Source organism: Pseudoalteromonas haloplanktis ATCC 14393 (genome assembly GCF_000238355.1).
In the GTDB taxonomy this organism is placed as follows: Bacteria; Pseudomonadota; Gammaproteobacteria; order Enterobacterales; family Alteromonadaceae; genus Pseudoalteromonas; species Pseudoalteromonas haloplanktis.
The window spans coordinates 136,521-161,927 of sequence record NZ_AHCA01000009.1 but is presented as its reverse complement, the minus strand read 5'-3'; the positions used below and the strand labels follow the sequence as shown (position 1 = coordinate 161,927).

Below are 25,407 nucleotides of genomic sequence, written 5' to 3'. Positions count from 1 at the left end.
GACTTAATTGCAATGCTTTGTTCTTTTTTTAAACAATTATTGCGCTAAAACAGTAAAAGCAATATTAGTGTCTTAAAAGCGTCACTCAATTGTTATTTTCACCACCTAAGCTGAAATTGTGTACAGCGTTTACACCATAAAGGAGCAAGTGATGAATGAGAACAACATGCTAAAAAAAATGGCCCAGCTTGATCAAAGCTTATTTTTAATGGTGTTTAATGGTAATGCCCCAAACTGGTTAAGAAATTCTGCCTTAGGTTTTTCTAAAACAGGGGATGGGGGGCTTTACGTGTTAATTGCTGTTGGTTTTGGTTGGTTAAGTAATGAACCTGAGTTACGCCTTTTAGCAATGACCTTATTACTTGGCTTTTTAATCGAGCGACCAATTTATTATGTCGCAAAAAATAGTTTTGCCAGAATTCGGCCATGTGATTGCTTAATCAAAGGGGCTTACATTGTCCCTAGCGATAAGTTTAGCTTGCCATCAGGGCACAGCGCCGGCGCATTTTTAGTTGCCGTTGTATTAGCTCAGTACTTTCCAGAACTCATTAGTTTGTGGTTTCTATGGGCTACATGTGTTGCTACTTCTCGGGTTTTACTTGGCGTTCATTTCCCTATAGATGTCGTTCTTGGTGCATTGATGGGCAGCAGCTGTGGTTTATTAGCAATCTTACTAGTGGCGACTTTATGAAGATATTGTATGGTATTCAAGGGACCGGCAATGGTCATGTTACCCGGGCGCGCGTGATGGCGAAGGCGTTCAAGCAAATGGGGGTTGAGGTTGACTATGTGTTCTCAGGACGAACCCAGCAAAATTACTTCGATATGGATGAGTTTGCAAATTATCGTAGTTTTCGCGGCTTATCCTTTAGTACTAAAAATGGCCAAGTAAATAGCTTTCACACGGTGAAAAATACTCGGCTTTGTAAATTGCTGAGAGATATAAAACAGCTCGATGTATCTGATTATGATTTTGTATTTAACGATTTTGAACCTATTACCGCATGGGCGGCAAAGCGCCAAGGAGTGCCTGTTATTGGCATGAGCCATCAGGCCGCATTTTTATCGCCTAAAGTACCGATGTTTGGACACAGCTTACTTCGGCGCTCATTTATTAAATATTATGCTCCTGCAGATATTTATTTAGGGGTGCATTGGCAACCTTTTGCGCAAAATATCATTCCGCCATTTATTGCTCATCATCACCATAACAACCCTGTTAATGTAGATAATAAAGTATTGGTGTATCTTCCTTTTGAAGATCTCAATAGCGTAATTGATTACTTACGCGATTTTCCTGAAAAAGAGTTTTATTGTTATCACCCCCAAGCTAGCAATGCATCAAGTGGGCATATTCATTTGCGAACTCCAGCCCGAGATGGCTTTTTAAATGATTTAGCAAATGCCAGTGGTGTGATTGCTAATGCAGGATTTGAACTGTCGAGTGAAGCATTAAAGCTTGGTAAAAAGTTGCTACTAAAACCCTTATCAGGACAGTTTGAACAAGATGCCAACGCACAAACATTATTGGCAATGAAAGCTGCACACGTTATGAATTATTTAAACCCCAATGCCTTGGATGATTGGATCCACAGTGCCGGGCAAAAACAAATTAATTTTCCGAGTGATCCACAGCCATTAGTTGATTGGTTGGTGGCAAAGCAGTGGCATAGCACTGAGGATTTGCACCAAAACTTGTGGTCAGCGGTAAGCTAACGTTAAATTTAGTTCAGTTTTTAAAACATCTTGTAAATAGAGCAATAATGTAAGCTAACTTTCCGTTATTTAACTATACTATTTACAATGAATAACTTTAAAGGCTGTTGTTAATGGGTTTACTCCAAAATTTGACTATTAAACGTCGTTTACAAGTCAATGCACTCGTAGTTGGTCTTGCGATGGTAGTTATGCTGTGCGTCATTATTTATGAAGCACGCATAATGTTAAAACTAAATGAAACGATTCAATATGCAGAAGAACTCGATATCCATGAGCTTTCTATGCGTAAGTACGAAAAAGACTTTTTGTTTTATAAGCAAGAAAGCAGTTTAGAGTTATTTGCACAAGAATATGAGCAACTAAAATATAAAATTAGTATGTTAACAGAGCTCTCCCAAGAGCTGGATATCGCCACGGCACAGGTAGAGCAATTTGCCACTCTTGCTGAGCAGTATAATGAAGATTTTCAGCACGTTGTTAAATTGCAAAAGAAAATAGGTTTACACCCAACAGATGCACTTTATGGTGAACTACGAGATGCCGTCCATCAAATGGAAGCTTTGCTCGATAAGCAAAATAACTACCACTTATTAAGCCTAATGTTACAGCTTAGACGCTCAGAAAAAGACTTTATGTTGCGCTTTGACCTGAAATACCTAGACCGTTTTGAAGAGGGGGTTGCTCAGCTGGCAAGGCAGATCCGCAACGAAGACTTAGCAACCAATCAGCAGTCTGAATTGCTCAGTCTACTCACCAGCTATAGTAGCAAGTTCAAAGCATTAGTTGATGCACAAGTTGCGCTAGGTTTAGATTTAGATTCCGGTGCGCTGGGTAAAATGCGTACGAGTGTGAAAAAAAGTGATGACGTGGTGACACAAATTACCGCAGCAACTAAAAAGCAAGTGGAATCTACAGCCGCCCAAGCACAAATGACGGCGATCATAATTTTTATTATCGCAAGCTTGTTAGTGATGCTTTTAGTGTACTTCACAAGTCGCTCGATTATAGTGCCTATTGAGCGGGTTTATCATGCTATTAATGATATTCGCCGTAACAATGATTTACGTCTTTCTATAGAGCACACAGGTAAAGACGAAGTAACCACTATGACCATTGACTTTAATAGCTTAGTGGGTGATTTTAAAAAGCTAATTTATGAGGTGAATACCGCTTTAACCACGCTAAATATAGCGACCGACCATCTATCGGAAACTACCGCCGCTACCAGCTCAGGTATGCAAGAGCAGTTACATGAAGCCGACATGGTAGCAACGGCTGCCACTGAAATGCAGGCGACTATTCAGGATATTTCTCATAATACTGAAGCCGCAGCTAAAAAAGCTGAATCAACTAACCAAAGCGCGCAACAAGGCCGCCAAGAAGTTGAAGCAACGGTTAAACAAATAAATCAACTGTCTGATTCGCTAGGTGATGCCTCAGCGGTTGTATCGCAGCTCGAAAAAGACGGCGAAACAATTGGTTCAGTACTTGACGTTATTCGCGCTATTGCCGAGCAAACAAACTTACTAGCCCTAAACGCTGCAATTGAAGCCGCACGAGCTGGCGAGCAAGGACGCGGCTTCGCAGTGGTGGCCGATGAAGTTCGCTCGCTTGCCCAGCGCACGCAAGAGTCAACAAAAGAGATTGAAAGCATTATTTCTATCTTGCAAGGGCGCACTCAAGAAGTGGTAAGTATAATGCAGCACTGTAGAAATCAAGGCGGCGAAAGCGCAGCGCAAGCAACTAAAGCCGGTGAACTGTTAGGCTCAATTACCGAAGATGTACAAACGATTATGGAAATGAGCACTCACATTGCCGCCGCAATTGAGGAGCAAAGCCAAGTTGCTTCAGAGGTAAATAAAAACGTAGTACGTATTCGCGATATTGCCGAAGACGCCTCCGGCCACGCCGCCACTAACGCACAAACCAGCGAAGAAGTGTCAGAGCAAGCAAGAGTACTTTATAAAGCAATAGATAAGTTTAAGGTGTAGCTGTCAGCTGTCAGCTGTCAGCTGTCAGTTTTAAGCGCTAAGCCATAAGTTTTAAGCAGCCTGAGTTGTTTGAAAGTTATGGCTTTTTTGTTTGGATCATTAAATGAGCGCAGCGTCTCTTAACCTCTTTGTGAGTAATTCAGTTAAAGATCTTTTGTACAAAGGGAAGGGGATAACAAGCCGCGGGGTTCGAGCAACGAGCTGTGGGTATATACCTAGCACCATTGTAGGTCGTCATTTATGGCGAGAATCAATTAACTATTGGAATTGACGCGCTAAAGCACGACCTACGCCAATCTCAGGCTCTAGTTGAATAATTCAGTTAAAGATCTTTTGCACAAAGGGAAGGGGATAACAAGCCGCGGGGGTCGAGCAACGAGCTGCGGGTATACACCTAGCACCATTGTAGGTCGTCATTTATGGCGAGAATCATTAACTATTGGAATTGACGCGCTAAAGCACGACCTACGCCAATCTCAGGCTCTAGTTACCTAACCTCTAAACTTCGGTTTTTCCTCTAAAGCGCAGTGTCTCTCAACCTCTTTGTGAATAATTCAGTTAAAGATCTTTTGCACAAAGAGAAGAGAATGAGAAGTAAATGAGGGAAACGTAGCGCTTAGCATTGGCATGTTTAAATAATCGATAATCTAACACTAATGTTACTAAGCGATTGAATCAAAATAGCAACTCGGCTATGGTTGATGCATCAATAAAAATAAAGACGAGTTACTCTACAGGCTCGTTATGTGCTTAGGAGGATTCGTGTTCAAATTCATTATTGGGGCTATTTTAGGTTGCTTTATTTCTTTTATTTTTCTAACTCTAATACTGGTTTCTACCATAAATTTCGATATGGCTCTGGTAACAAATATTGTGATTGCACTAGCAACCGTTGTTGCAACTGCAATTCATTTTGACTCTGTCAGGAAACAAAGAAAAGATCGGGTTTGGGAAATAAATAAAGACATACTTTTAGATTTAGCTCACTCTCTTTCTTTAGTTATTGAAGCTTCTGAATATTACTTAGAATTAGAGTGTAATGAATTTAATGAATTGCCTCGTTCAAGAAAGCCTAAAGAAGATGTTTACGAGAACTTTAAAGATAACCAAGAGTATGCGATTAATGTATATCGTACATTAATGAGTAAAGAGTTAATCGATAGTATTGAACTTGCGAAAAAAAGAAATGACCAAATTACCGACGCAGTAAACTATGATGCAATAGGCCATACTCAAGCTTACTTAGAGTCGCTTAACTCATATAAAAGGTTACAAGATAATTTAAACACTTTCATCGCAAGTATTTCAGGTGTTAAATATATATAATCGAGTAGCCGGATGTATCTATCTCCAGTCCCCACATAACCCATTATGTGCTTTTTATTGACTGGAAGTGCTGTGGGCGGTCTACCTCCCGTAATGAATATTGATCCAAATACCTCTCAATGACACTGAAATCTTATGAAGCTAAGTAGTCATTGCCTCCAGCGGCACATTCTTATTCTATGACGGATTCAGTGATCTAAATCCACCGTTAGTTAATTCAAATAAAGATCAAAATAGACAGCACAATGGAGCGACGACAGCTTTTTTATTGAATCAAAATAGCAACTCGGCTATGGTGAACCATCAACAATAAATTAAAAACGAGTTAATCTACAGGCTCGTTATTTATAGTACTAGGTAAATTTTGAGTCCTTATTTTGAAATTAATATAGAGCCCAGCGTGGATTACTTTTTGTGGGTGTTCCCCGTTTTATTTTTGTTTAGTATTTTGATCAGGTTTTCGGCTGTTTCTGACCTTGCAACGAGTTTAGTAAATATTTCTCGCAATTGGCTTTTAACAATTATCGGGTTCATTTTTATCATCGGATTGTTTGTAACATACTCAGAGTTGAAGCGAGACAGCGAGATTAAAAAGCAGATCGATGCGGGAGATTTTTCAGTTGTATCAGGCTGTATTCAAAACTATAGGTTAGACAAGGTTAAGAGGCAAAGAGCTACATTCGAAGTTGATGGGGTTGAGTTTTCATTTAATAGTTACACAAAAACACCTTTTTTCTATGAAAAAGAGTTACCTGGTAAAGTTGTAAAAAATGGTAGTTGTTTAGAAGTTAGCTACTTACCAATAAGCAAAGAAAACAAAATCATAAAAATCGTAAAGCTAACAAAGTAATTAAAAAAGGACAGAAACAGTTGGTTCTTGCTCCTTTGGCACTTATTTTAGTTAACGGATACCTTTGATTGTTTTGGCGTTAACTAATTGATATTAAATTACAAACTCGAATATCAGCTTTGATTGAAGCTCATTAATATCAAACTTATTCAGACTATTTAGGGCTTATTAAAACCAAGAACCTAGTTACCTAGCGCCTTCTGATTATCTTCACTACACTCAACCACAATCACATAATCAACTTTAACGCCGAGCAGCTTAAAACTTACCGCTTATCGCTTAAAGCTTCTTTAAGGTACAAACTTGATCGGTACGCTGTCTTTATTGGCATTATGCTCTTTGAGACGTTGTTGGTAGGTTTGCCATAGCTCATCATGTTGGGCTTGTAGGTGGGTGAAGTATGCCCAGCTGAATAAGCCGCTGTTGTGGCCATCATTAAAGTCTAAACGCAGTGCGTAGTGGCCGACGGGTTCAATGTGTTTAATATTTACTGATTGCTTATTAAGGACTAATTTCATCGGTTCGTTACCGTGGCCTTGTACTTCGGCGGACGGTGAATGAACACGTAAGAACTCACAGCTAAAGGTGCAATGGCTGTCATCGTCAAAATAAACATCAAGGGTTTTACTAACGGTATGATGATGTACCTTGATCACTTGCTTCATTGTTATACCTTTGTGATTAACCTAAAACCTAGAACCTAGAACCTAGAACCTAGAACCTAGGCCCTAGATCCTAGTTTTAAAATTAAAGAATAAAGCGGCTTAGGTCTTCATCTTCAACTAATGCGCCTAGGTGCTTCTCTACATAACTTGCATCAATTACGATATTGCTACCTGCTTGCTCTGAGGCGTCAAATGAAATCTCTTCCATTAGTTTTTCCATCACAGTATGCAGGCGACGAGCACCGATGTTTTCGGTTTTCTCATTTACTTGCCATGCTGCTTTTGCAATGCGTTCAATGGCATCGTCGCTAAATTCAACACTTACTTGCTCTGTTTTAAGAAGCGCATGTTGTTGCTCAGTTAATGAAGCATGTGGCTCTGTAAGGATGCGTTTAAAGTCATCAGCCGTGAGCGCTTCAAGCTCTACACGAATAGGTAGGCGGCCTTGTAGTTCTGGGATCATGTCTGATGGTTTTGCCATTTGGAATGCACCAGAGGCAATAAACAACATATGGTCGGTTTTTACCATACCGTGTTTAGTGCTAACCGTTGATCCTTCGATTAATGGGAGTAAATCACGTTGTACGCCTTCACGGCTTACGTCTGGGCCTGATGATTCACCGCGCTTACAGATTTTGTCTATCTCATCGATAAACACAATGCCGTTTTGTTCAGCAGCGAAGATGGCTTGCTCTTTTAGCTCTTCAGGGTTTACTAATTTTGCAGCTTCTTCTTCAACTAATAGTTTGAAGGCTTCTTTGATTTTTACTTTGCGCTTACTGCGTTTGTCACCAGACATATTTTGGAACATGCTTTGCAGCTGGTTGGTCATTTCTTCCATACCCGGTGGTGCCATGATCTCAACATTTGGTTGTGCTTGGGCTAAATCAATGTCAATTTCTTTGTCATCTAGTTGCCCTTCACGTAGCTTCTTACGGAATACTTGGCGTGTAGATGAGCCGTCTTCGCGTTTGCTTTCGCCAAAAGAATCTTTGGCTGGTGGCAATAGGGCGTCTAAAATGCGTTCTTCTGCGGCTTCTTCAGCGCGATGTTTGAACTTCTTAGTCTGCTGTTCGCGAGTCATTTTAATTGACACGTCAACTAAGTCACGAATGATGGTTTCAACTTCTTTACCAACATAGCCTACTTCGGTGAACTTTGTTGCTTCTACTTTAATGAAAGGGGCGTTAGCAAGTTTTGCTAAGCGACGAGCAATTTCAGTTTTACCTACACCCGTTGGGCCGATCATCAATATGTTCTTTGGTGTTACTTCTGTGCGAAGATCTTCATTAAGTTGCATGCGGCGCCAGCGGTTACGAAGTGCAATAGCCACTGCTTTTTTAGCTTTTGCTTGACCAATAATATGTTGATCAAGTTCATGAACGATTTCTCTGGGAGTCATATCAGACATAGCAGTTCCTATTACAATTCTTCGATGGTTTGGAAGTTATTTGTGAAGACACAAATATTGCCTGCGATGGTGAGGCTTTTTTCAACGATGTCGCGGGCGCTTAGATCGGTATTTTCAAGTAGAGCTGTTGCCGCTGATTGCGCAAAATTACCACCACTACCGATGGCAATTAGGTCGTTTTCAGGTTGCACAACATCCCCGTTACCGGTGATGATCAAAGATGCGGTGGAATCGGCCACTGCGAGTAGGGCTTCTAACTTTCGTAAGGCGCGATCGCTGCGCCAATCTTTGGCCATTTCAACAGCGGCTTTGGTCAAGTTGCCTTGATGCATTTCAAGTTTGCTTTCAAAACGTTCGAATAGGGTGAAGGCATCAGCAGTGCCGCCAGCGAAACCGGCGATCACTTTGCCATTATAAAGGCGTCGAACTTTGCGGGCATTGCCCTTCATTACGGTGTTACCAAGCGAAACTTGGCCATCGCCACCAATAACGACTTTATCGCCGCGACGTACACTTACAATAGTGGTCATGTTATTCCTCATCATCGAGCCGCAGGGGCAGCTCGTTAAAAACGATTGATGATGAGTTAATATGGGTTAATGGGTTAAAATCAAGTCCAATTCCAAATTCCACAGCCAGTTATTTTGCTGCGCTTGAGTTTATTTTTATCACTTTCGGCTAAACGTTTGGTTTTGTAAGGGCCTAAGCGTACTTTATACCAAACCCCATTAGTGCCCGTTGTTTCTCTAATTTCGGCGATGAGTCCGGCAAATGCTATTTTTGCTTTGAGAGTTTCGGCTTGGGCATGGGTTCTGAACGAGCCGCACTGCATTACATAGGGGCCTTTTTGTTCAATTTCTCTTACTTCAACTTGAATCTCATGTTCTTTGATTTCTTTAATAAATTCTGGCGGACGCGGCTTTGCTAGTTGTTCTTTTACTGTTGCCGGTACTGGGTTTGCTTGTTGCTCAACTAATTTTGGATCGGCATTGGTTTTTACATACCATAAACCAAAGCTAAAACTCGCAACTAACAATACAACCACAAGCAGCAATAAAACCGGGAATGGTTTTTTTGGTGGCGGCTGTTTTTTACGGTTATTTGGTTTTTTATTTATAAAATCATGTTGTGCCATGGTTATGTGGACTTCTAACCTTAAATCATATCTATAGGATCTACATCTAAGCTCCATCGCACCTTTTGCGCTAATTTACTGGTACTTAAATAGTCGACCATTTGCGCGAGATATTGGTGTAATAGAGGGCGTTCGAGCGCTTGAATATGTAATTGAAAACGATATTTCCCTGCAATTCGCTCGAGTGGTGCAGGGATCGGACCCAGCAATTGTATACCAGTTAGACTCTGAACTGGAACTAAATCCGTTAAAAAATCGACCACTTGCTTTATGTTGTGTCCTTCAGCGCGCACAATTGCCATATTAGTAATGGGAGGTAATTGTGCGTCATCACGCTCCTGTAATGCAAAGCGGGCAAAATCTTGGTAACCATTGTTGACTAAGTCTTGTAATAGCGGATGTTCAGGAAAATGCGTTTGTAATAAAACCTGCCCAGGTTCGCCACTGCGACCAGCACGTCCTGCAACTTGCGTAACCAGTTGTGCTAAATGCTCAGTGGCGCGAAAATCACAGGAATACAAGCCACCATCTACGTCGAGTATCAGTACAAGACTAACATCAGGAAAGTGATGGCCTTTAGCCAGCATTTGGGTGCCAACCAAAATACGTGCGCCACCTTGGTTTATGTCGTCTAAGGCTTTTTCTAAGCTGCCTTTACGGCGCGTTGAATCACGGTCGATCCGGCTAATTGGCGTGTCAGGAAATTCACTTGCTAAAAATTCTTCTATTTGCTCCGTGCCTTTTCCATTTGGAAATATTTGCGTACTGCCGCAGTCAGGGCACTGGTGTGGCACGCGTTCTTGCTCACCGCAATGGTGGCAAATCATTTGTCCAATCGCTTTATGGAACGTTGCACTGGTACTACAACGTGTACATTCACTAAGCCAGCCACATTCATGGCAGATCAAGGTTGGCGAAAAACCACGGCGATTTAAAAATACCATCACTTGTTTGCCGCGCTTTAAATGCTGGCGAATCATTCCCAGGCTTCCATGTGCTATACCTGCTTGATCAGGTTGGCCTTTCATATCCAGTAATTGAAACTGGTTATCGGTACTGGTTTGTGCGCGTTGCGTTAAGCTTAATAACTGATATTTATTGTTCAGCGCTTTATGTAAGGTTTCAAGTGCTGGGGTTGCTGAGCCTAAAATGAGTGGGATCTTATGTTGAAAAGCGCGATAGGCCGCAAGGTCACGAGCATGATAACGCAGGGTATCTTGTTGTTTAAAAGAGCTGTCGTGCTCCTCATCCACGATGATCATACCGAGTTTTAAAAACGGCAAAAAAATACTCGAGCGGGTACCAATCACTATGGCACAGCTGGCTTTTTCACAAAAACGCCATGTTTGTAAGCGCTCGTTATCGGTCAGTGCTGAATGCCATAACATAATAGGAGTATCAGGAAAGCGACGACGAAAACGATTCACAGTTTGTGGTGTCAGACCAATTTCAGGCACCAGTACTAATGCTTGTTCACCACGTTTTAAAACATCTTCAAGGCATTGTAAATAAACTTCGGTTTTACCACTGCCGGTTACGCCTTCGAGTAAAAAGCTATTAAACCCTTTAGCTTGATTAATTGTACTGCAGGCGACGGCTTGCTCTTTATTTAGTGTGGGCTTAGTGCCCACTGTGGGTATTTGTTGTTGCCATTGATTATCGTGCTCAATAGTTTGGCTGATCAGTTCTTTAGCAAGTAAGCTGTCGATGGTTTTTTTATTAAATCCCAGTGCTTTTAGTTCTGTTAAAGACGATTTACCTGATTCAGCTAATTGTTTCAGTAAGCTTAATTGGCTTTTAGCTTTTAAAGACGGCAGCTTGGCGCCTTTATCGGTCAGTGTCACCATATTGATACTGCTTTTATCTGGGCATAACCCTTGGCGTAGGGCACTAGGTAAAGCAATATGAATGGTTTCGCCTAATGGGTAGCAGTAGTAACGGGCGGTGAAACGCAATAATTCGAGATGTTGTGGCGAAAGAATCGGTTCATCGTCAATGACTTCAAACATGTCTTTGAGTTTGTCTGCGGGCACGTCACTGTGGTTTTTTAAAGCCAATACCACCGCAACTTTACGTTGATTGCCAAACGGTACCATAACACGGGCGCCCACCTGAGGCGGTGTTAATAAACCGCTAAGCTGCGCTGGGATGCGATAATCAAAAGTGCGCTGCAACGGAACTTTTATAGCAACTTCAACAAAACTCATAACAACCCAAACAGTAACTAGCAAGGAAGTTAATGTACTAAAATTACAGCTAAAAACCTAGCAGCTAATCTTTGCTTTAAAGTTTTTGGTTGTTTTATTAGCAAAAACGCTATTTAAAGCTTGTAGCAAGCGGGGTTGTTGCATAGAATACGCGTCCTAAATAATTTGTTTTAACGACGTATGGTACCAGACTTCGGGTTTGGAGAGCGATGCGGCCTTAACTAGAGGTTTCTATGAAAGAAGGTATTCACCCTAAGTACGAAGTAATTTCAGCAACTTGTTCATGCGGAAATAAATTCGAAACTAGTTCAACACTGTGTAAAGACATTCACTTAGACGTATGTTCTGCGTGTCACCCGTTTTACACTGGTAAGCAAAAAGTTTTAGACACTGGTGGCCGTGTTGATCGCTTCAACAAGCGTTTCGGTTCACTTAGCAGCAAGTAATTATTGTTGTTTTGTCGGAAAAAGCACCCTAGGGTGCTTTTTTTTATGCCTGTGGTTTATAAAAACAGCGGTCACTTAGCCTTTAAGCTTTGCTTATTTAGGTCGCCTCCTCAGATTCATTATGTTGTGACTATTTCCCACTTTTATATCCAGTATAGCGAGCAAATAACAGACAAATAGTGATTAATTCTTTATATTGAATCTACTGTTAAAATGTAACTTTGGATGCTTTTACCGATAAAATTAAAGTTTATGCAGCTAAATGTTGCTAACTTCTGAATTTTTAACGCTATAGCTGTTATTGCTGATTTTTGCTTTCAATACTCACTTAATAAGCATTTTTAGTTAGGTATTTTGATGCTTTATAATTATTTTTTAGGCAAAAAAAACAGGTATTTTGCAAAATTTGCCGACAAAACGCATAAAATTAACGGATATAGCATATAACAGGATAGACCTGATATTGCTTGAATTAAATTATAATATAGGTATCGTTCCTTAATAGGTGTCGTTCCCTATAAGAACTGCTTACTCTCACTTTCAACTTAATTTACTTGCAGGATAAAATCGCGTTATGTCAGATTTTCGTGAACAAGCTTTACATTACCATTCGCACCCCGTTCCAGGAAAGATCAGTATCGAGCTTACTAAGCCGGCTGAAACAGTCCAAGAGCTCGCTTTAGCATATAGCCCTGGTGTTGCTGAACCTGTACGTGAAATCGCTGCTGATCCTGCTAATGCCTATAAATACACGGGTAAAGGCAATATGGTTGCGGTTATCACTAACGGTACTGCCATCTTAGGTTTAGGTAACTTAGGGCCATTGGCGTCGAAACCCGTTATGGAAGGGAAAGCGTTATTATTTAAACGTTTTGCTGGCCTTGATTCGATTGATATTGAAGTAAAGCACAACACCACAGAAGACTTTATCAATACCGTTGCTAATATTGCCGATACGTTTGGTGGTATCAACTTAGAAGATATCAAAGCGCCTGAGTGTTTTGAAATCGAAAAAGCATTAATTGAACGTTGTAGCATCCCAGTATTTCATGATGATCAACACGGTACCGCGATTGTGACCGCAGCAGGTATGATTAATGCGTTAGAAGTGCAAGGTAAAGATATTGAAGATGCGATTATCGTGTGTTTAGGTGCAGGGGCCGCAGCAGTTGCCTGCATGGAGCTACTCATTAAGTGTGGTGCATTGCGCGAACATATTTATATGCTCGATCGTAAAGGGGTTATTCATACTCGTCGTGATGACTTAAACGAATATAAGCAGCTATTTGCTAACAATACTGATAAACGTACCTTGCAAGATGTGATTGCAGATGCTGACGTGTTTGTTGGGGTGTCTGGGCCAAATCTATTAGCGCCAGAAGATCTTAAATTGATGGCTGATAAACCTGTGGTATTTGCTTGCTCAAACCCAGATCCAGAAATATCACCTGAGCTTGCTCACAGCGCTCGCAATGATTTAATTATGGCGACGGGTCGCTCTGATTATCCAAATCAAGTAAACAACGTATTGTGTTTCCCATTTATTTTTCGTGGTGCACTAGATGTACGCGCTAGCAAAATAAATGATGAAATGAAAATTGCGGCGGTTGATGCTATTCGTAGCATTGCTAAAGAGCCAGTCCCTGTAGAAGTATTAAAAGCCGCAGGTGTTGATAAGCTTGAGTTTGGCCCTGAGTACATCATTCCAAAACCAATGGATCCGCGTTTATTACCGCGTATCGCTAAAGCGGTCGCGCAGGCGGCTATTGATTCTGGTGTCGCACGTATTGATATGCCTGAAAATTATATGGCTTAGATCGGAACATACAATAAAAAAACCTCAGTACCGTTAAGTCGCTGAGGTTTTTTTGTATTTAATTCCTGAAGTATATTATTTTTAATCTTCGTTGAGTACAGGCACTTCTAAGCCCATTTCAAGCATGATTTTCTTCACTTCTTCAGGTACTTTCTCTGGATTATCTTTACGTAAGTCTTCATCGTTTGGCAATGGTTGGCCAGTAAACGCATGTAAAAACGCTTCACAAAGTAGTTCGCTATTGGTTGCGTGACGAAGGTTATTAATTTGACGGCGAGTACGCTCATCAGTTAAAACTTTTAATACATTAAGCGGGATCGAAACGGTGATCTTTTTAACTTGTTCTGATTTTTTCCCGTGTTCTGCGTATGGGTGAATATACTCACCATTCCATTTAGCCATAGGATGTGTCGTTGCCTCAGGTTGTTAATTGTTTGCGCGGCCTTTTGCGCACAAAGATGCCGAAATTCTATCGTTTTAAATAAGATAGTCAAATACTAGTTATTTAGCCATCTAGCAACATAAATGTTTTTACTGCCGTACTTGCACCTAAAACAGCATAAATGCTTTGACTTCTTAAATCCGATCCTCTAACCTTTTGGACGTCTAAACATCCATTTAATTGTAGGTGACGTTATGAGTCAAAAGAATAAAGCGACCATTGCAGTGCGTAATGGCATTGATGCAGATAAACATCACGGTGCTGTTGTGCCTCCCATTCATTTATCGACCACCTACTCATTTGCCGATTTTGATACCAAGCGTCAATATGATTACGGCCGCAGCGGTAATCCAAATCGTGACATTTTAGCTGAAACCCTAGCAAAGCTTGAAGGCGGTGCAAAGGGTATAATCACTGCAACAGGTATGGCTGCAGTGCATTTGGCTACACAACTACTGAGTAGCGATGATACCCTAGTGATCCCACATGATTGTTATGGTGGCAGTTATCGCTTATTTACTTCACTTGAAAAGCGTGGCTTATTAAAGTTAGTAGTTTTAGATTTAACTAAATCTGAAAACCATCAAAAAATTCTTGAGATAAAACCAAAGCTTATTTGGATTGAAACGCCAAGCAATCCAATTTTACGCTTAACAGATATTAAAGCGATCACCACAATTGCGAAGCAGTGTGGCGCATTAGTTGGCGCAGATAACACCTTTTTATCACCAGCATTACAAAACCCAATTGAGTTTGGTGTTGATATTGTGGTGCATTCGACGACTAAATATATCAATGGTCACTCTGATGTTGTAGGCGGTGCTGTGATTGCAGCAACCCAAGAGCTTGGCGATGAGCTTGCTTGGTGGGCAAATAATATTGGTATTACAGGGGCGCCGTTTGATAGCTACTTAACTTTACGTGGCCTGCGTACTTTAAATGTTCGTTTGCGCCAGCACCAAGAGAATGCCTTTATTATTGCCGAGTATTTAGAAAACTCACCTTACGTGAGCCAAGTCTATTACCCAGGTCTTGAGTCTCACCCGCAACATGAGTTGGCAAAACAGCAACAACGTGGCTTTGGTGGTATGGTAAGCTTTGATATTAAAGGTGATATTAATGATGCAGCGGCATTTCTAACTAGCCTAGAAGAGTTCAGTTTGGCGGAATCGCTCGGTGGCGTAGAGAGTTTAATTTGTCATCCTGCAACCATGACCCATGCAGGAATGGAAGCGACTGCACGGTTAGCCGCTGGCGTAGGCGATACGCTGATCCGTATTTCGGTTGGTATTGAAGATGCCAAAGATTTGGTTGCTGATTTAGAACGCGTATTTAATAAGGTGAAACCTGGGCAAGGTCAGCACACAACGGCTGCAACATCGGTTTCTCAACAACAAGATCAAGAGCAATCAAGCTCATTTAAGCTGACTCCAGCACATACGGCTTTGTGGTAATAGAAATGGTAAATATAGTTCATAAATTTGGTGGTTCTAGTTTAAGTTCGGCAGAGCGTTATCAGGCCGTTGCTAATATTATTTTAGCGCATACTGAGGCGGGTGACTGTGTGGTGGTTTCTGCCGCAGGAAAAACCACCAATACGTTAGTTAAACTGTGGCAAAGCTACCAACAAGGTGATCAGCAAGCGGTTAGTGATATTTTACTACAACTTGATAATCACCAACGTACATTGATTGAGCAATTACTAAGCCCTACAGCGCGATATGCTGCATTAAATATGCTTGAGCAAGAGTTGGCCTTAATAGCACAACAAGCGCAACAGCAAAGCTTACAGGAAGCTGCATTACTTGCTCATGGTGAAATATGGTCGGCACGGTTATTAGCAACCTATTTGCAGCAACTTGGCCTTGCTGCAAATGATGTGGATGCACGGCAATTATTTACCTTAAATGATGGGCAATTATTACATCAAAAAAATCAACAAGCGTGTGCGCAGTTAATTTCGGCCAATAGCATTAATGTGGTTACAGGCTTTATTGCCGCCGATTGCCAAGCAAATACGGTAACACTTGGGCGTAATGGCAGTGATTACAGTGCAACTTTATTGGGGAGTTATTGTAATGCTCAACAAGTGTCAATTTGGACCGACACCCAAGGGGTTTTTAGTACTGATCCGCGTAAAGTTAAAAAAGCGATTAAGTACTCAAAGGTATGTCGTGGCCAAGCTAACCTGCTCGCCCGTTTAGGCAACCCTGTATTACATGCGAAAACACTTTCGCCATTAAAAAATACTGATATTAAATTAGTGGTCCGTAGCAGCTATGAAACAGAAGCCAGTGCCACGGAAATTGTTAAAGAAGGCTACAGTAAAGCGAAGCGTTTTATTACTACTTTAGAAAATATTGATTTACTGCGCATTGATCAGTTACGTGGTGGAGAAATTGGTGAATTAAGTCAACTTATTCAACATAGTTTGCATCACTTTATAGAAAATGGAGATACCTATTTATTGGTGCCAGCTAGCGCTACTCATCAAGTGGTCAGTCATTTGCAAGGTCGCGCTAATATTATTGAATCTAATTTACATGGTTGCGCCGTTGTCGCGCCAAGTAATGATGTGGCGCAACTATTTGAACAAGCAACTCAAGTGCTTACTGAGCAAAGCTTAACGCCACGTTTTAGCCACCAAGATGCAGACTATATTTTGTTGTTAACCGATCAATCAATTGATAGTGACGTATTAACCTTATTGCACGATAAATTGATCAACAAAGGTCAGGAGCTGGCTATTATTGTGGCGGGATTAGGCAATGTTGGCGAAGTGTTTATTGAGCAACTGAGTCAGCAACTGAATCGTTTGCAACACCATTTTAGCGTTAAACTGGTTGGTTTGTTACGCTCACGGGCAATGTTGTTTAGCCCAAGTGGTATTGCGCTAGAGCAGTGGCAATCACAGTGGCAAAACGAAGCGATTGATTATCAACAGGATGACTTATTAACGCGTATTAGTGAACTTGATTACGAACATAAAGTGGTGATTGATATTACCGCCAGTGAAGCATTTAGTGAGTTATATCCTGCGTTTGTAAATTTAGATTGTCATTTGATCAGCGCTAATAAATACGCCGGCACGGCCAATAATGATTGGTATCAAAACTTACGCCGTAATTTAGCTGAGCGTAATTTGTTATGGCGCTATAACACCAGCGTTGGTGCTGGTTTACCAATTAACTTTGCACTTGCTGATCTACAAAACAGTGGTGATAGCATTACCCACATTGAAGGGGTATTCTCGGGCACGCTTTCGTGGTTGTGCAGCAGTTACGACGGCAGTGTGGCGTTTTCAGATTTAGTGTTACAAGCGCAACAAATGGGATACACCGAGCCTGATCCTCGTGAAGACTTATCAGGGCGAGATATGCAGCGTAAGCTATTAATTTTAGCTCGTGAGCTAGGTTTAACGTTGGAGCTAGACGACATTGCTTTAACGCCATTAATGCCTGAGCAATTAGCCCATGGTGACTGGCAGTCTTTTCTTGATAATAAGCAGTTGTTAGATGACTTTATTGCTGAAAAAGCCGCTGCGGCAGGCAAAGAAAATAAAGTACTGCGTTATACCGGTGCGTTAACCATTGCTGATGGTAAAGTGACCGCTAAAGTGGGATTGGCATACGCAACTCAAGGGGATGCCTTAGCTAACTTGACCCCTGGCGACAATATTTTTGTGATCAACAGCCAGTGGTATAGTGATAATGCCTTGGTGATCCAAGGCCCAGGTGCGGGAAAAGAAGTAACCGCCGCGGGCGTACATTCTGATTTATATTGGTTAATACAAAATCTAAAATAATCGAGATCATCAATGATAAAAAAGCGCCAGTCGGCGCTTTTTTACGTAGTTGCGATTTTATATTGCGACGATTAAAACAGCTCTTCTTCTGTTTTAGTTTCTTCTTCAAAGACATTTTCCACATGTTGCATTACATACTTGGTTGGCGAGGTGCCTTTTTCAAAGTATTCAAAGCGACTGGTGTAATCATTTTTTTGACTCAGTAAACCGGTTGCTAAATCGATTCTTACCGACACGAGTCCTTCTGGTGGCTCAATCGGCGCTTCAGGTTTACCGTCGAGGGCAACACGCATAAAATCAACCCAAGCTGGCTGCGCTGTTTTGGCACCAGATTCAGCACCAGATATTTGGTTTTTATCCATGTTGTTATTATAGGTTGAACGGCCAAGTGGGTTACCTGGGTTATCAAAGCCTACCCAAACTGAGGTCATCACATTGCGGTTAAAGCCACTAAACCAGGTATCAACAGAGTCATTGGTAGTCCCTGTTTTGCCTGAAAGGTCACGACGATCCAGCGCTTGCGCACGCCAGCCAGTACCACTCCAGCCGGTTTTATGTGCCCAGCTACCACCACCCCATATTGCGCTGTGCATTGCATCAGCAATTAAAAATGCATTTTGTTTCGAGATAATACGTGGTGCACAATGAGTCATCGATGCTTCTTGGCTGCTTTGAGGCTCAGTTGTTAACTCAAATTGTTCATTAGTTACCTGAGGTATCACAGGATCACAAGCTAACAGTGGTGCTGTTTTAAATAATACATTACCTGCTGAATCTTGAATTTCATTAATGAAATACGGGGTGATCAAGTGGCCGCCATTGGCAAATGCACTCATACCACGAGCAAGCTCAAGCGGTGTAATTGACGCACTACCGAGTGCTAATGATTCACTTCGATTAATATCGCTATCTTGAAAGCCAAACTTTAATAAGTGATCAGCGGTGCGGTGTAAGCCAACGCCACGCAATAAGCGCACCGAAATAACGTTTTTCGACTGTGCCAATGCGCGACGAATACGGATCGGACCATTGTAAACTGCTGGGCTATTTTTTGGACGCCATGCCACGCCTAAGCTTTTATCCCATTGATTGATTGGTGCATCATTTAAAATAGAGGCTAAGGTATACCCATTGTTTAGCGCCGCAGAGTAAATAAATGGCTTAATATTAGAGCCCACTTGACGCTTCGCTTGTACGGCACGGTTATATTGACTTTGCTCAAAACTATAGCCGCCGACAATTGCTTTAATACGACCATCGTTAGGATCTAATGAAACTAATGCACTGGATGCTTCAGGCAATTGGCTAAGTAGATAGCTGCCATCGTCATTTTTACGCAACAGTATTTGCTCGCCTGGATTGAGTATGTCGCCAGCAGTTTTTGGTGGAAACCCTTGGCGATAGCGAGTGATATATTTGCGCGCCCATTTCAGGTTGTTCCAATCAAGAGTAGCTTGCTCGCCATTTTTTAATAAGACAGTTGCGCTTTGCTCGCTCACTTCAAGCACGGCGGCAGCTAATAATGGGCCGATTTCTTTTACTGGCCTTAGCTTTTCTAAAATGTCGCTATGGCTTAAAGCGGTTTGTGTTTCAAAATCCCATAACTGTTGCTCAGGGCCGCGGTAGCCATGGCGCATATCATACGCATGCAAGTTATTGACGAGGGCAGTTTGTGCCGCTGCCTGTACGTCAGATTCAACACTGGTAAAAACCTTAAAGCCGGTATTATAAGCTCGTTCGTAGCCGTATCGGGCCACCATTTCAGCGCGTACCATTTCTGAGATATAAGGTGCATACAGCTCGATTTCAGCCCCATGAAACTTAGCAGTAATAGGAGCGTTGGTAGCTTCATCATACTCGGCTCTAGAGATATATTTTTCATCTAGCATACGACCCAATACTACATTACGTCGCGCTTTGGCACGGATTGGGTTTCTAATTGGGTTTAATGCCGACGGCGCTTTAGGTAAGCCAGCTATCATCGCCATTTGCGCTAAATTTAATTCGTTTAGGTTTTTCCCGTAATAGACTTGTGCTGCGGCGCCGATGCCGAAAGCGCGATTACCTAATTCTATTTTATTTAGGTATAAAGCAAGTATTTCATCTTTGCTGAGTAAATTTTCAATATGCAGTGCGATAAAAATTTCTTTGACCTTACGAATGTAGGCTTTTTCTCGTGTTAAGAAAAAGTTACGGGCTAGCTGCATGGTAATAGTACTTGCGCCTTGTTTTTTCTCTCCCGTTGAAATTAATACGAGCGCTGAACGCAAAATACCTATAGGATCTATGCCTATATGGTCATAAAAACGATTGTCTTCAGTGGCTAATATAGCATCTATAAGCGGTTGCGGTATCTCATCGATGGTCACTGGAATACGGCGTTTTTCACCGAACTGGTTGATTAATAAACCATCTTTAGAAAATACTTGCATAGGAGTTTGTAATTGCACGTCTTTTAAAACTTGCACACTGGGGATATCAGATTTAACGTAATAATAAAGGCTTACTAAAGTAATGAGCCCCAAAAACGTGCAAATGATAAAAAATTGTAAAGTTCGTTTTAATAAAATCACTTATATTTTCCCTAAATGGACTCCCAATTAGAATCGGAGACTGCTAGTATATATTGATTAAAAAATGAATAGTATTTTTTCATATAAAAATTATAACTTGTTTATTCTTAAAACAAAGGCCAAGTTGCAAACATGCTAAGTCAACTATTGAGTAAGTCTTCATCGATGATGGTAGGGATAGATATCGGTTCACATGCTATAAAAGCAGTGTTACTGAATGAAACGGACAGTGGCTACCGGCTTGAGGCGTTAGCAATAGAGCCTATGCCAAAAGGCACTATGGCTGAGCGCAGTATTCAAGATATTGAGGCAATTGGTAATATTATTACTAAGCTAAAACGTAAATTGCCTAAGTCAATTAAGTCTGCTGCGGTTGCTGTGTCTGGGCAAACGGTGATCACAAAAGTGATTTTTATGGATGTTACGCTCACTGATGCAGAACTAGAGTCGCAAATAGCCATTGAGGCAGACAGTCTTATTCCTTATCCGTTAGACGAAGTTAGCCTAGACTTTGAAAAATTAAGTACAAATGAAGCTGATCCATCAAAAATGAATGTGTTGTTATCAGCAGCGCGTACTGAAAGTGTGGAAGCCCGCGTAGGTGCGTTAGAGTCAGCCGGTTTAACTGCGAAAGTGGTTGATGTGGAAAGCTATGCTTTGAGCCGCACTATGGATGTTTATTATCAACAATTACCGAGTGACGCATTTAACAAATGTGTGGCGGTCGTTGATATTGGCGCAGTGCTGATGTTGGTTAGTGTGGTCCTCGGTGGTGAAACAATTTATACCCGAGATCAAGTATTTGGTGGCGACCAATACACTAACAGTATTGTGGCCTATTATAATAAAAGCTTTGATGAAGCTGAGATTGGTAAAACAACGGGTGATTTACCCCCTAATTATACCTTTGAAGTACTGGCGCCGTTTCAAACGTCATTGTTACAACAAGTACGCCGTGCAGTGCAGATGTTTTTAACTACGAGTGGCAAAGATCAAATTGATTATATTGTACTTACTGGCGGTACTGCGATGATAGATGGTTTAGATAGGCTGCTAATTGAAGAGCTTGGTATTCACACTATAGTGGCAGAACCGTTTGCAAATATGGATATTTCCCCGCATGTGGATCGCAATGTGTTACAGCGTCACCGTACTCAATTTGCAATAGCGACGGGTTTGGCATTAAGGAGCTTTTCATCATGCCACATATAAATCTACTGCCGTGGCGTGAACAGCAACGAAAACAATCACAAACTAAATTTGCCACTATTTTGTTTTTAGTGGTACTTGGTAGTTTTATGAGTATGTATTTATTAAGTACTTATTACGGTAACTTGCGTGATGGGCAAAATATCAAAAACAATTATCTTACAGCTGAAATTAGCCAGTTAGATCGCCGCATTAGCGAAATTCGTGAATTAGATAAAAAGAAAGAAAACCTACAACAACGCATGCGTTTAATTGAAGAACTACAAAGCAGCCGTAACTTGGGCACCCAAATCATGGATGAAGTAGCCAAAATAGTACCGACTGGTGTTTACTTAACTAAGTTAGAGCGCCGTGGCAGTGCGATACATGTGGTCGGCCGAAGTGAATCTAACAACCATCTTTCAAATATGCTTCGTGAAGTACAAAACTCTTACTTGCTCGAAAAGCCCACCATGCAAGGTATTGTTGCTGGGGAAAAATCGTCACGCTTATTAAGTGATTTTAATATGGAATTTTATGTAAAAGCGTTTGATAAAATTGGCGAGGTTAAGCAATGAACCTTGATATCAAAGCATTAACTGAGATTGAATGGAACGAAATTGAGCTTGAGAATATTGGTGATTGGCCAATTGTAGTTAAAGTTATTTGCTGTACTTTTGTTGCCGCATTAGTGCTGTTTTTTAGCTATAGCTTATTAGTTTCAGATGAAATTGATAGTTACCACAATGCGGTTAGTAAGGAAGTTGAATTACGCAGCACCTACCGTGCAAAGTATGCAGTAGCCAGTAACTTAGAGATCTATCGCCAACAGATGGTTGAGATGGAAGAGAAATTCTCTTTACTACTAAAACGCTTACCCACTTCTAATGAGACGCCGGGCTTACTCGATGATTTATCGTACGTAGGTACCACCAGTGGTCTAACTTTTCTTAAAATTGGCTGGTTACCTGAAGTTGAAAAAGAGTTTTATACTGAATTACCGATCAAAATTGAAGTGATAGGCAGTTATCATGAGTTTGGTGATTTTGTTGGTAAAGTAGCGCAATTGCCACGTATTGTTAGCTTGCATGATTTTTCAATTAATAGTTCGGATTCCGGTAAGTTGACATTTAGTGTGGTCGCTAAAACTTACCGCTATGAAGGCGGCGTGAAGAAAGTAGGAGCTAAAAAATGAAAAAATTAGCTTTTGTTTTACTCAGCAGTGCTTTGCTCAGTGCATGTAACGATGACACCTCTGAGCAAAAAGAGTTTATTGACCAAGTAAAAGCCAGTACAACGCCTAAAGTTGAGGAAATTCCGAAACTGACAAAATTTGAACATTTTGAATACAATGCACAGCAATTGCGTAGTCCTTTTGTTGCGCCACAACCCGAAATTATTCAAAATAACATGATCCAAGTAAAAAATTGCTTACACCCTGATCCTGAACGTCCACGCGAGGTATTAGAAAAGTATCCATTGGATAATTTAGCGATGAAGGGCACCTTAGGATCGGATGGACAAACGTGGGCATTAATAAAAGCAGCGGATGACACCTTGCACCGAGTCACTGTGGGCAATCATGTTGGTTTGTACCATGGCGTTGTACAGCAAGTAAAAAGTGATTATATAGAATTGTTAGAATTAATTCCCGATGGGTCTGGTTGTTGGAAAGAGCGCCTGACAAAGCTTGAAATGTTAGAGGCGAGCTCCAATGGCACTAGTTGAAAATAAAAAAGGTAAAATTAAAATGCATAAGGGAGTATCGTGGAGTAATCGCATTCAACAGGCTTTGTTTGTTGTTATTGCCCTTTTTATCACGCAATCAGCAATAGCGACACCGCTGCTGTATGACATTCGTTATAACCCACTCATGGCTGGAGAAACACAGTTACAGCTAGTCTTTGATGAAGAGTTGACGACAGAGCCAAAGGTTCAGGTTTTCAATAACCCTGCCCGCATTGAAATGCGTTTTAACGCAGCCGATGTTGAGCAAGGTTTGGCCGATGTAGCAATTAATCAAGCTGGCATTGAAAATGTGAGTAGTGTGACTACGGATGGTACTTTAATCGTTACTGTGCACTTAGAGCGTTTAAAAATTTACCAAACATCTGTTAATAATAACCTTGTTTCATTACATGTATCTGATAACCCACTCACAGCACAAGCGGGTAATAGCACAACTCAAGCTGAGGCGAGTCATTATATAAATTCAATTCAGTCGATTGATTTTCGTCGTGGTGAAAAAGGTGAAGCGCGAGTATTAGTATTTTTACAAGATACCCAAGCTGCGATTGATGTGCATGAAAGTGGTGGGAAAATAATTGCTGAGTTTCACCATACCGATATTTTAGATGACTTATTGTATGAACTAGATGTGCTCGACTTTGGCACAGTAGTGAGTTCAATTGAGACATTTAAAGAAGAGAATATGAGTCGGGTGGTAATAAGCCCTAATAGCGCGTTTAAATTTACTTATCAGCAAATAGAAAATATTTTAACTTTAACAGTTGAAAAAGATGACTCACAGCGTTCTTACCTAGAAGGTGGCAAAGAGTACCAAGGTCGCCCTATGACCTTAAACTTCCAAGACATTTCTGTTCGTGCGGTATTGCAGATCATTGCCGGTTATAACGACTTTAACTTAGTAACCAGTGACTCGGTCAATGGTAACATCACTTTGCGTTTAGACGGTGTGCCGTGGGATCAAGCACTTGACGTGGTATTGCGTGTTAAAGGCCTTGATAAACGCATGGATGGATCTATTTTAATGGTGGCACCTTCTGAGGAACTGGCGGCTCGTGAAGCTAAAGAGCTTAAAGCCAAGCAGCAAGTTGAAGATTTAGAGCCGCTTTACAGTGAATACATTCGTTTGAATTATGCAAAAGCGGAAGAGTTTGCTGATTTACTAAAAACAGATACTAACAGCATCATTAGTGTACGTGGTAGCGTGTCAGTTGATAGACGTACCAATACCTTACTGATTAAAGATACTGCAAAAAGTATTGAAAGTGTGCGCCGTATGGTTGAGACCCTAGACATAGCAGTACGACAAGTTGTTATTGAAGCACGAATGGTGACTGTACGCGACAACGTGAAAGAGGATCTCGGTGTACGTTGGGGCTTTAGCGATCAACAAGGCACTGATGGTATCTCGGGGACACTAGAAGGCGCGAACACGATTTCTAACGGCACTATTCCAAGTATTTCTGATCGCCTTAATGTTAACTTGCCAATTACCGGGGCTGCTGGCAGCATTGGGATGCACGTTGCTAAGTTAGCTAATGGTACGTTACTTGATTTAGAGTTAACGGCGTTGGAAGAGGAAAACCGCGGTGAGATTATTGCGAGTCCGCGGATCACTACCGCTAATCAGAAAAAAGCACGTATTGAGCAAGGTACTGAGATCCCGTACGTTGAATCTGCTTCAAGTGGGGCAACCACGGTAAGCTTTAAAAAGGCTGTGTTAAGTCTTGAAGTTACACCGCATATTACCCCAGATAATAAAGTGATTCTGGACTTGATCATTACTCAAGATACCCGAGGTGATACAGTGCAAACAGGAACAGGACCTGCTGTTGCAATTGATACCCAAGAAATTCAAACCCAAGTTTTGGTTGAGAATGGTCAAACAGTGGTACTTGGTGGTATATTCCAGCAGCAAATCATTAACTCAGTTAAAAAAGTACCATTATTAGGTGATGTTCCTTACCTAGGAGTGCTGTTTAGAAGCACAAGTGAGTTTAATGAAAAGAAGGAATTGCTGATTTTCGTTACTCCGAAAATCCAAATAGAGTAATTTTCACTGATTTATTCTTACACAACGGGCAATT

Annotated in this window: 21 protein-coding genes; 14 read left to right on the top strand and 7 right to left on the bottom strand. The window is 41.2% G+C overall.

Going from position 1 to position 25,407, the window contains the following annotated elements; all coding sequences use genetic code 11:
* Positions 1–151 precede the first annotated feature (151 nt).
* From PHAL_RS0116585 to PHAL_RS0116565, 5 genes are all read left to right on the top strand, one after another.
* A complete protein-coding gene (locus PHAL_RS0116585) occupies positions 152–691 on the top strand; it encodes a phosphatase PAP2 family protein (RefSeq protein WP_016709552.1) in 540 nt (179 codons plus the stop codon).
* Positions 688–1,716 carry an MJ1255/VC2487 family glycosyltransferase gene (locus PHAL_RS0116580; protein WP_016709551.1) on the top strand — a complete coding sequence of 343 codons (1,029 nt, stop codon included), beginning with the start codon at positions 688–690 and terminating at the stop codon, positions 1,714–1,716. Before PHAL_RS0116585 ends, PHAL_RS0116580 begins: the two co-directional genes overlap by 4 nt.
* Before the next feature lie 113 nt (positions 1,717–1,829).
* Complete coding sequence (locus tag PHAL_RS0116575; protein ID WP_016709550.1) at positions 1,830–3,710, top strand: methyl-accepting chemotaxis protein; 1,881 nt, start codon at positions 1,830–1,832, stop codon at positions 3,708–3,710.
* 762 nt (positions 3,711–4,472) lie between these two features.
* Positions 4,473–5,036 carry a hypothetical protein gene (locus PHAL_RS0116570; protein ID WP_016709549.1) on the top strand — a complete coding sequence of 188 codons (564 nt, stop codon included), beginning with the start codon at positions 4,473–4,475 and terminating at the stop codon, positions 5,034–5,036.
* A gap of 400 nt (positions 5,037–5,436) precedes the next feature.
* On the top strand, positions 5,437–5,886 hold the full coding sequence (locus PHAL_RS0116565; RefSeq protein ID WP_237405630.1) for a hypothetical protein: 450 nt from the start codon (positions 5,437–5,439) through the stop codon (positions 5,884–5,886).
* A gap of 290 nt (positions 5,887–6,176) precedes the next feature.
* On the opposite strand, the gene PHAL_RS0116560 is transcribed toward PHAL_RS0116565, so the two are convergent.
* The 5 genes from PHAL_RS0116560 to priA form a co-directional block, all read right to left on the bottom strand.
* On the bottom strand, positions 6,177–6,551 hold the full coding sequence (locus tag PHAL_RS0116560; protein ID WP_016709547.1) for a gamma-butyrobetaine hydroxylase-like domain-containing protein: 375 nt from the start codon (positions 6,549–6,551) through the stop codon (positions 6,177–6,179).
* 82 nt (positions 6,552–6,633) lie between these two features.
* Complete coding sequence (gene hslU / locus PHAL_RS0116555) at positions 6,634–7,962, bottom strand: HslU--HslV peptidase ATPase subunit (RefSeq protein WP_016709546.1); 1,329 nt, start codon at positions 7,960–7,962, stop codon at positions 6,634–6,636.
* Positions 7,963–7,973: 11 nt separating this feature from the next.
* Positions 7,974–8,492, bottom strand: coding sequence for an ATP-dependent protease subunit HslV (gene hslV / locus PHAL_RS0116550; RefSeq protein WP_016709545.1), 519 nt, complete (start codon positions 8,490–8,492; stop codon positions 7,974–7,976).
* An 80-nt stretch (positions 8,493–8,572) separates the two neighbouring features.
* Positions 8,573–9,097 (bottom strand): SPOR domain-containing protein, encoded by a 525-nt coding sequence (locus tag PHAL_RS0116545; protein WP_016709544.1) that lies wholly within the window; start codon positions 9,095–9,097, stop codon positions 8,573–8,575.
* Between the two features lie 20 nt (positions 9,098–9,117).
* Complete coding sequence (gene priA / locus PHAL_RS0116540) at positions 9,118–11,304, bottom strand: primosomal protein N' (RefSeq protein WP_016709543.1); 2,187 nt, start codon at positions 11,302–11,304, stop codon at positions 9,118–9,120.
* Positions 11,305–11,537: 233 nt separating this feature from the next.
* Here priA and rpmE point away from each other — a divergent pair, with 233 nt between their 5' ends.
* Together rpmE and PHAL_RS0116525 are read left to right on the top strand one after the other, a co-directional pair.
* Positions 11,538–11,750, top strand: a complete 213-nt coding sequence (gene rpmE / locus PHAL_RS0116530; protein ID WP_016709542.1) for a 50S ribosomal protein L31 — start codon at positions 11,538–11,540, stop codon at positions 11,748–11,750.
* Positions 11,751–12,324: 574 nt separating this feature from the next.
* A complete protein-coding gene (locus PHAL_RS0116525) occupies positions 12,325–13,566 on the top strand; it encodes a malic enzyme-like NAD(P)-binding protein (protein ID WP_016709541.1) in 1,242 nt (413 codons plus the stop codon).
* A gap of 81 nt (positions 13,567–13,647) precedes the next feature.
* On the opposite strand, the gene metJ is transcribed toward PHAL_RS0116525, so the two are convergent.
* Positions 13,648–13,968, bottom strand: a complete 321-nt coding sequence (gene metJ, locus PHAL_RS0116520; RefSeq protein ID WP_016709540.1) for a met regulon transcriptional regulator MetJ — start codon at positions 13,966–13,968, stop codon at positions 13,648–13,650.
* A 234-nt stretch (positions 13,969–14,202) separates the two neighbouring features.
* Between metJ and metB the strand changes: the two genes are divergently transcribed.
* Together metB and metL are read left to right on the top strand one after the other, a co-directional pair.
* Positions 14,203–15,462 (top strand): cystathionine gamma-synthase, encoded by a 1,260-nt coding sequence (gene metB, locus PHAL_RS0116515; protein ID WP_016709539.1) that lies wholly within the window; start codon positions 14,203–14,205, stop codon positions 15,460–15,462.
* Positions 15,463–15,467: 5 nt separating this feature from the next.
* Positions 15,468–17,813 (top strand): bifunctional aspartate kinase/homoserine dehydrogenase II, encoded by a 2,346-nt coding sequence (gene metL / locus PHAL_RS0116510; RefSeq protein WP_016709538.1) that lies wholly within the window; start codon positions 15,468–15,470, stop codon positions 17,811–17,813.
* Between the two features lie 71 nt (positions 17,814–17,884).
* Here the strand turns inward: metL and PHAL_RS0116505 are convergent, their stop codons facing one another.
* A complete protein-coding gene (locus PHAL_RS0116505) occupies positions 17,885–20,386 on the bottom strand; it encodes a penicillin-binding protein 1A (RefSeq protein WP_016709537.1) in 2,502 nt (833 codons plus the stop codon).
* A gap of 132 nt (positions 20,387–20,518) precedes the next feature.
* On the opposite strand from PHAL_RS0116505, the gene PHAL_RS0116500 reads away from it, so the two are divergent.
* The 5 genes from PHAL_RS0116500 to PHAL_RS0116480 are packed head-to-tail and all read left to right on the top strand — an operon-like array spanning position 20,519 to position 25,373.
* The gene (locus tag PHAL_RS0116500) at positions 20,519–21,598 is read left to right on the top strand and encodes a pilus assembly protein PilM (protein WP_016709536.1); all 1,080 of its coding nucleotides are present in this window, start codon (positions 20,519–20,521) and stop codon (positions 21,596–21,598) included.
* Entirely contained in the window at positions 21,586–22,152 is a 567-nt protein-coding gene (locus tag PHAL_RS0116495) for a PilN domain-containing protein (RefSeq protein WP_016709535.1), read from the top strand. Before PHAL_RS0116500 ends, PHAL_RS0116495 begins: the two co-directional genes overlap by 13 nt.
* Positions 22,149–22,769, top strand: a complete 621-nt coding sequence (locus tag PHAL_RS0116490) for a type IV pilus inner membrane component PilO (protein WP_016709534.1) — start codon at positions 22,149–22,151, stop codon at positions 22,767–22,769. Before PHAL_RS0116495 ends, PHAL_RS0116490 begins: the two co-directional genes overlap by 4 nt.
* Complete coding sequence (locus PHAL_RS0116485; RefSeq protein ID WP_016709533.1) at positions 22,766–23,302, top strand: pilus assembly protein PilP; 537 nt, start codon at positions 22,766–22,768, stop codon at positions 23,300–23,302. The genes PHAL_RS0116490 and PHAL_RS0116485 overlap by 4 nt, the downstream gene beginning before the upstream one ends.
* Complete coding sequence (locus PHAL_RS0116480; RefSeq protein ID WP_016709532.1) at positions 23,289–25,373, top strand: type IV pilus secretin PilQ; 2,085 nt, start codon at positions 23,289–23,291, stop codon at positions 25,371–25,373. Before PHAL_RS0116485 ends, PHAL_RS0116480 begins: the two co-directional genes overlap by 14 nt.
* Positions 25,374–25,407 lie beyond the last annotated feature (34 nt).

Excerpts from the sequence above, each read along its gene's own strand:
- PHAL_RS0116545 (WP_016709544.1), bottom strand. The coding sequence starts at position 9,097 with ATGGCACAACATGATTTTATAAATAAAAAACCAAATAACCGTAAAAAA.
- PHAL_RS0116480 (WP_016709532.1), top strand. The coding sequence starts at position 23,289 with ATGGCACTAGTTGAAAATAAAAAAGGTAAAATTAAAATGCATAAGGGA.
- PHAL_RS0116575 (WP_016709550.1), top strand. The coding sequence starts at position 1,830 with ATGGGTTTACTCCAAAATTTGACTATTAAACGTCGTTTACAAGTCAAT.
- rpmE (WP_016709542.1), top strand. The coding sequence starts at position 11,538 with ATGAAAGAAGGTATTCACCCTAAGTACGAAGTAATTTCAGCAACTTGT.
- PHAL_RS0116490 (WP_016709534.1), top strand. The coding sequence starts at position 22,149 with ATGAACCTTGATATCAAAGCATTAACTGAGATTGAATGGAACGAAATT.
- PHAL_RS0116585 (WP_016709552.1), top strand. The coding sequence starts at position 152 with ATGAATGAGAACAACATGCTAAAAAAAATGGCCCAGCTTGATCAAAGC.
- PHAL_RS0116580 (WP_016709551.1), top strand. The coding sequence starts at position 688 with ATGAAGATATTGTATGGTATTCAAGGGACCGGCAATGGTCATGTTACC.
- PHAL_RS0116560 (WP_016709547.1), bottom strand. The coding sequence starts at position 6,551 with ATGAAGCAAGTGATCAAGGTACATCATCATACCGTTAGTAAAACCCTT.
- PHAL_RS0116495 (WP_016709535.1), top strand. The coding sequence starts at position 21,586 with ATGCCACATATAAATCTACTGCCGTGGCGTGAACAGCAACGAAAACAA.
- hslU (WP_016709546.1), bottom strand. The coding sequence starts at position 7,962 with ATGTCTGATATGACTCCCAGAGAAATCGTTCATGAACTTGATCAACAT.
- metL (WP_016709538.1), top strand. The coding sequence starts at position 15,468 with ATGGTAAATATAGTTCATAAATTTGGTGGTTCTAGTTTAAGTTCGGCA.
- priA (WP_016709543.1), bottom strand. The coding sequence starts at position 11,304 with ATGAGTTTTGTTGAAGTTGCTATAAAAGTTCCGTTGCAGCGCACTTTT.
- hslV (WP_016709545.1), bottom strand. The coding sequence starts at position 8,492 with ATGACCACTATTGTAAGTGTACGTCGCGGCGATAAAGTCGTTATTGGT.
- metB (WP_016709539.1), top strand. The coding sequence starts at position 14,203 with ATGAGTCAAAAGAATAAAGCGACCATTGCAGTGCGTAATGGCATTGAT.
- PHAL_RS0116525 (WP_016709541.1), top strand. The coding sequence starts at position 12,325 with ATGTCAGATTTTCGTGAACAAGCTTTACATTACCATTCGCACCCCGTT.
- PHAL_RS0116485 (WP_016709533.1), top strand. The coding sequence starts at position 22,766 with ATGAAAAAATTAGCTTTTGTTTTACTCAGCAGTGCTTTGCTCAGTGCA.
- PHAL_RS0116500 (WP_016709536.1), top strand. The coding sequence starts at position 20,519 with ATGCTAAGTCAACTATTGAGTAAGTCTTCATCGATGATGGTAGGGATA.
- metJ (WP_016709540.1), bottom strand. The coding sequence starts at position 13,968 with ATGGCTAAATGGAATGGTGAGTATATTCACCCATACGCAGAACACGGG.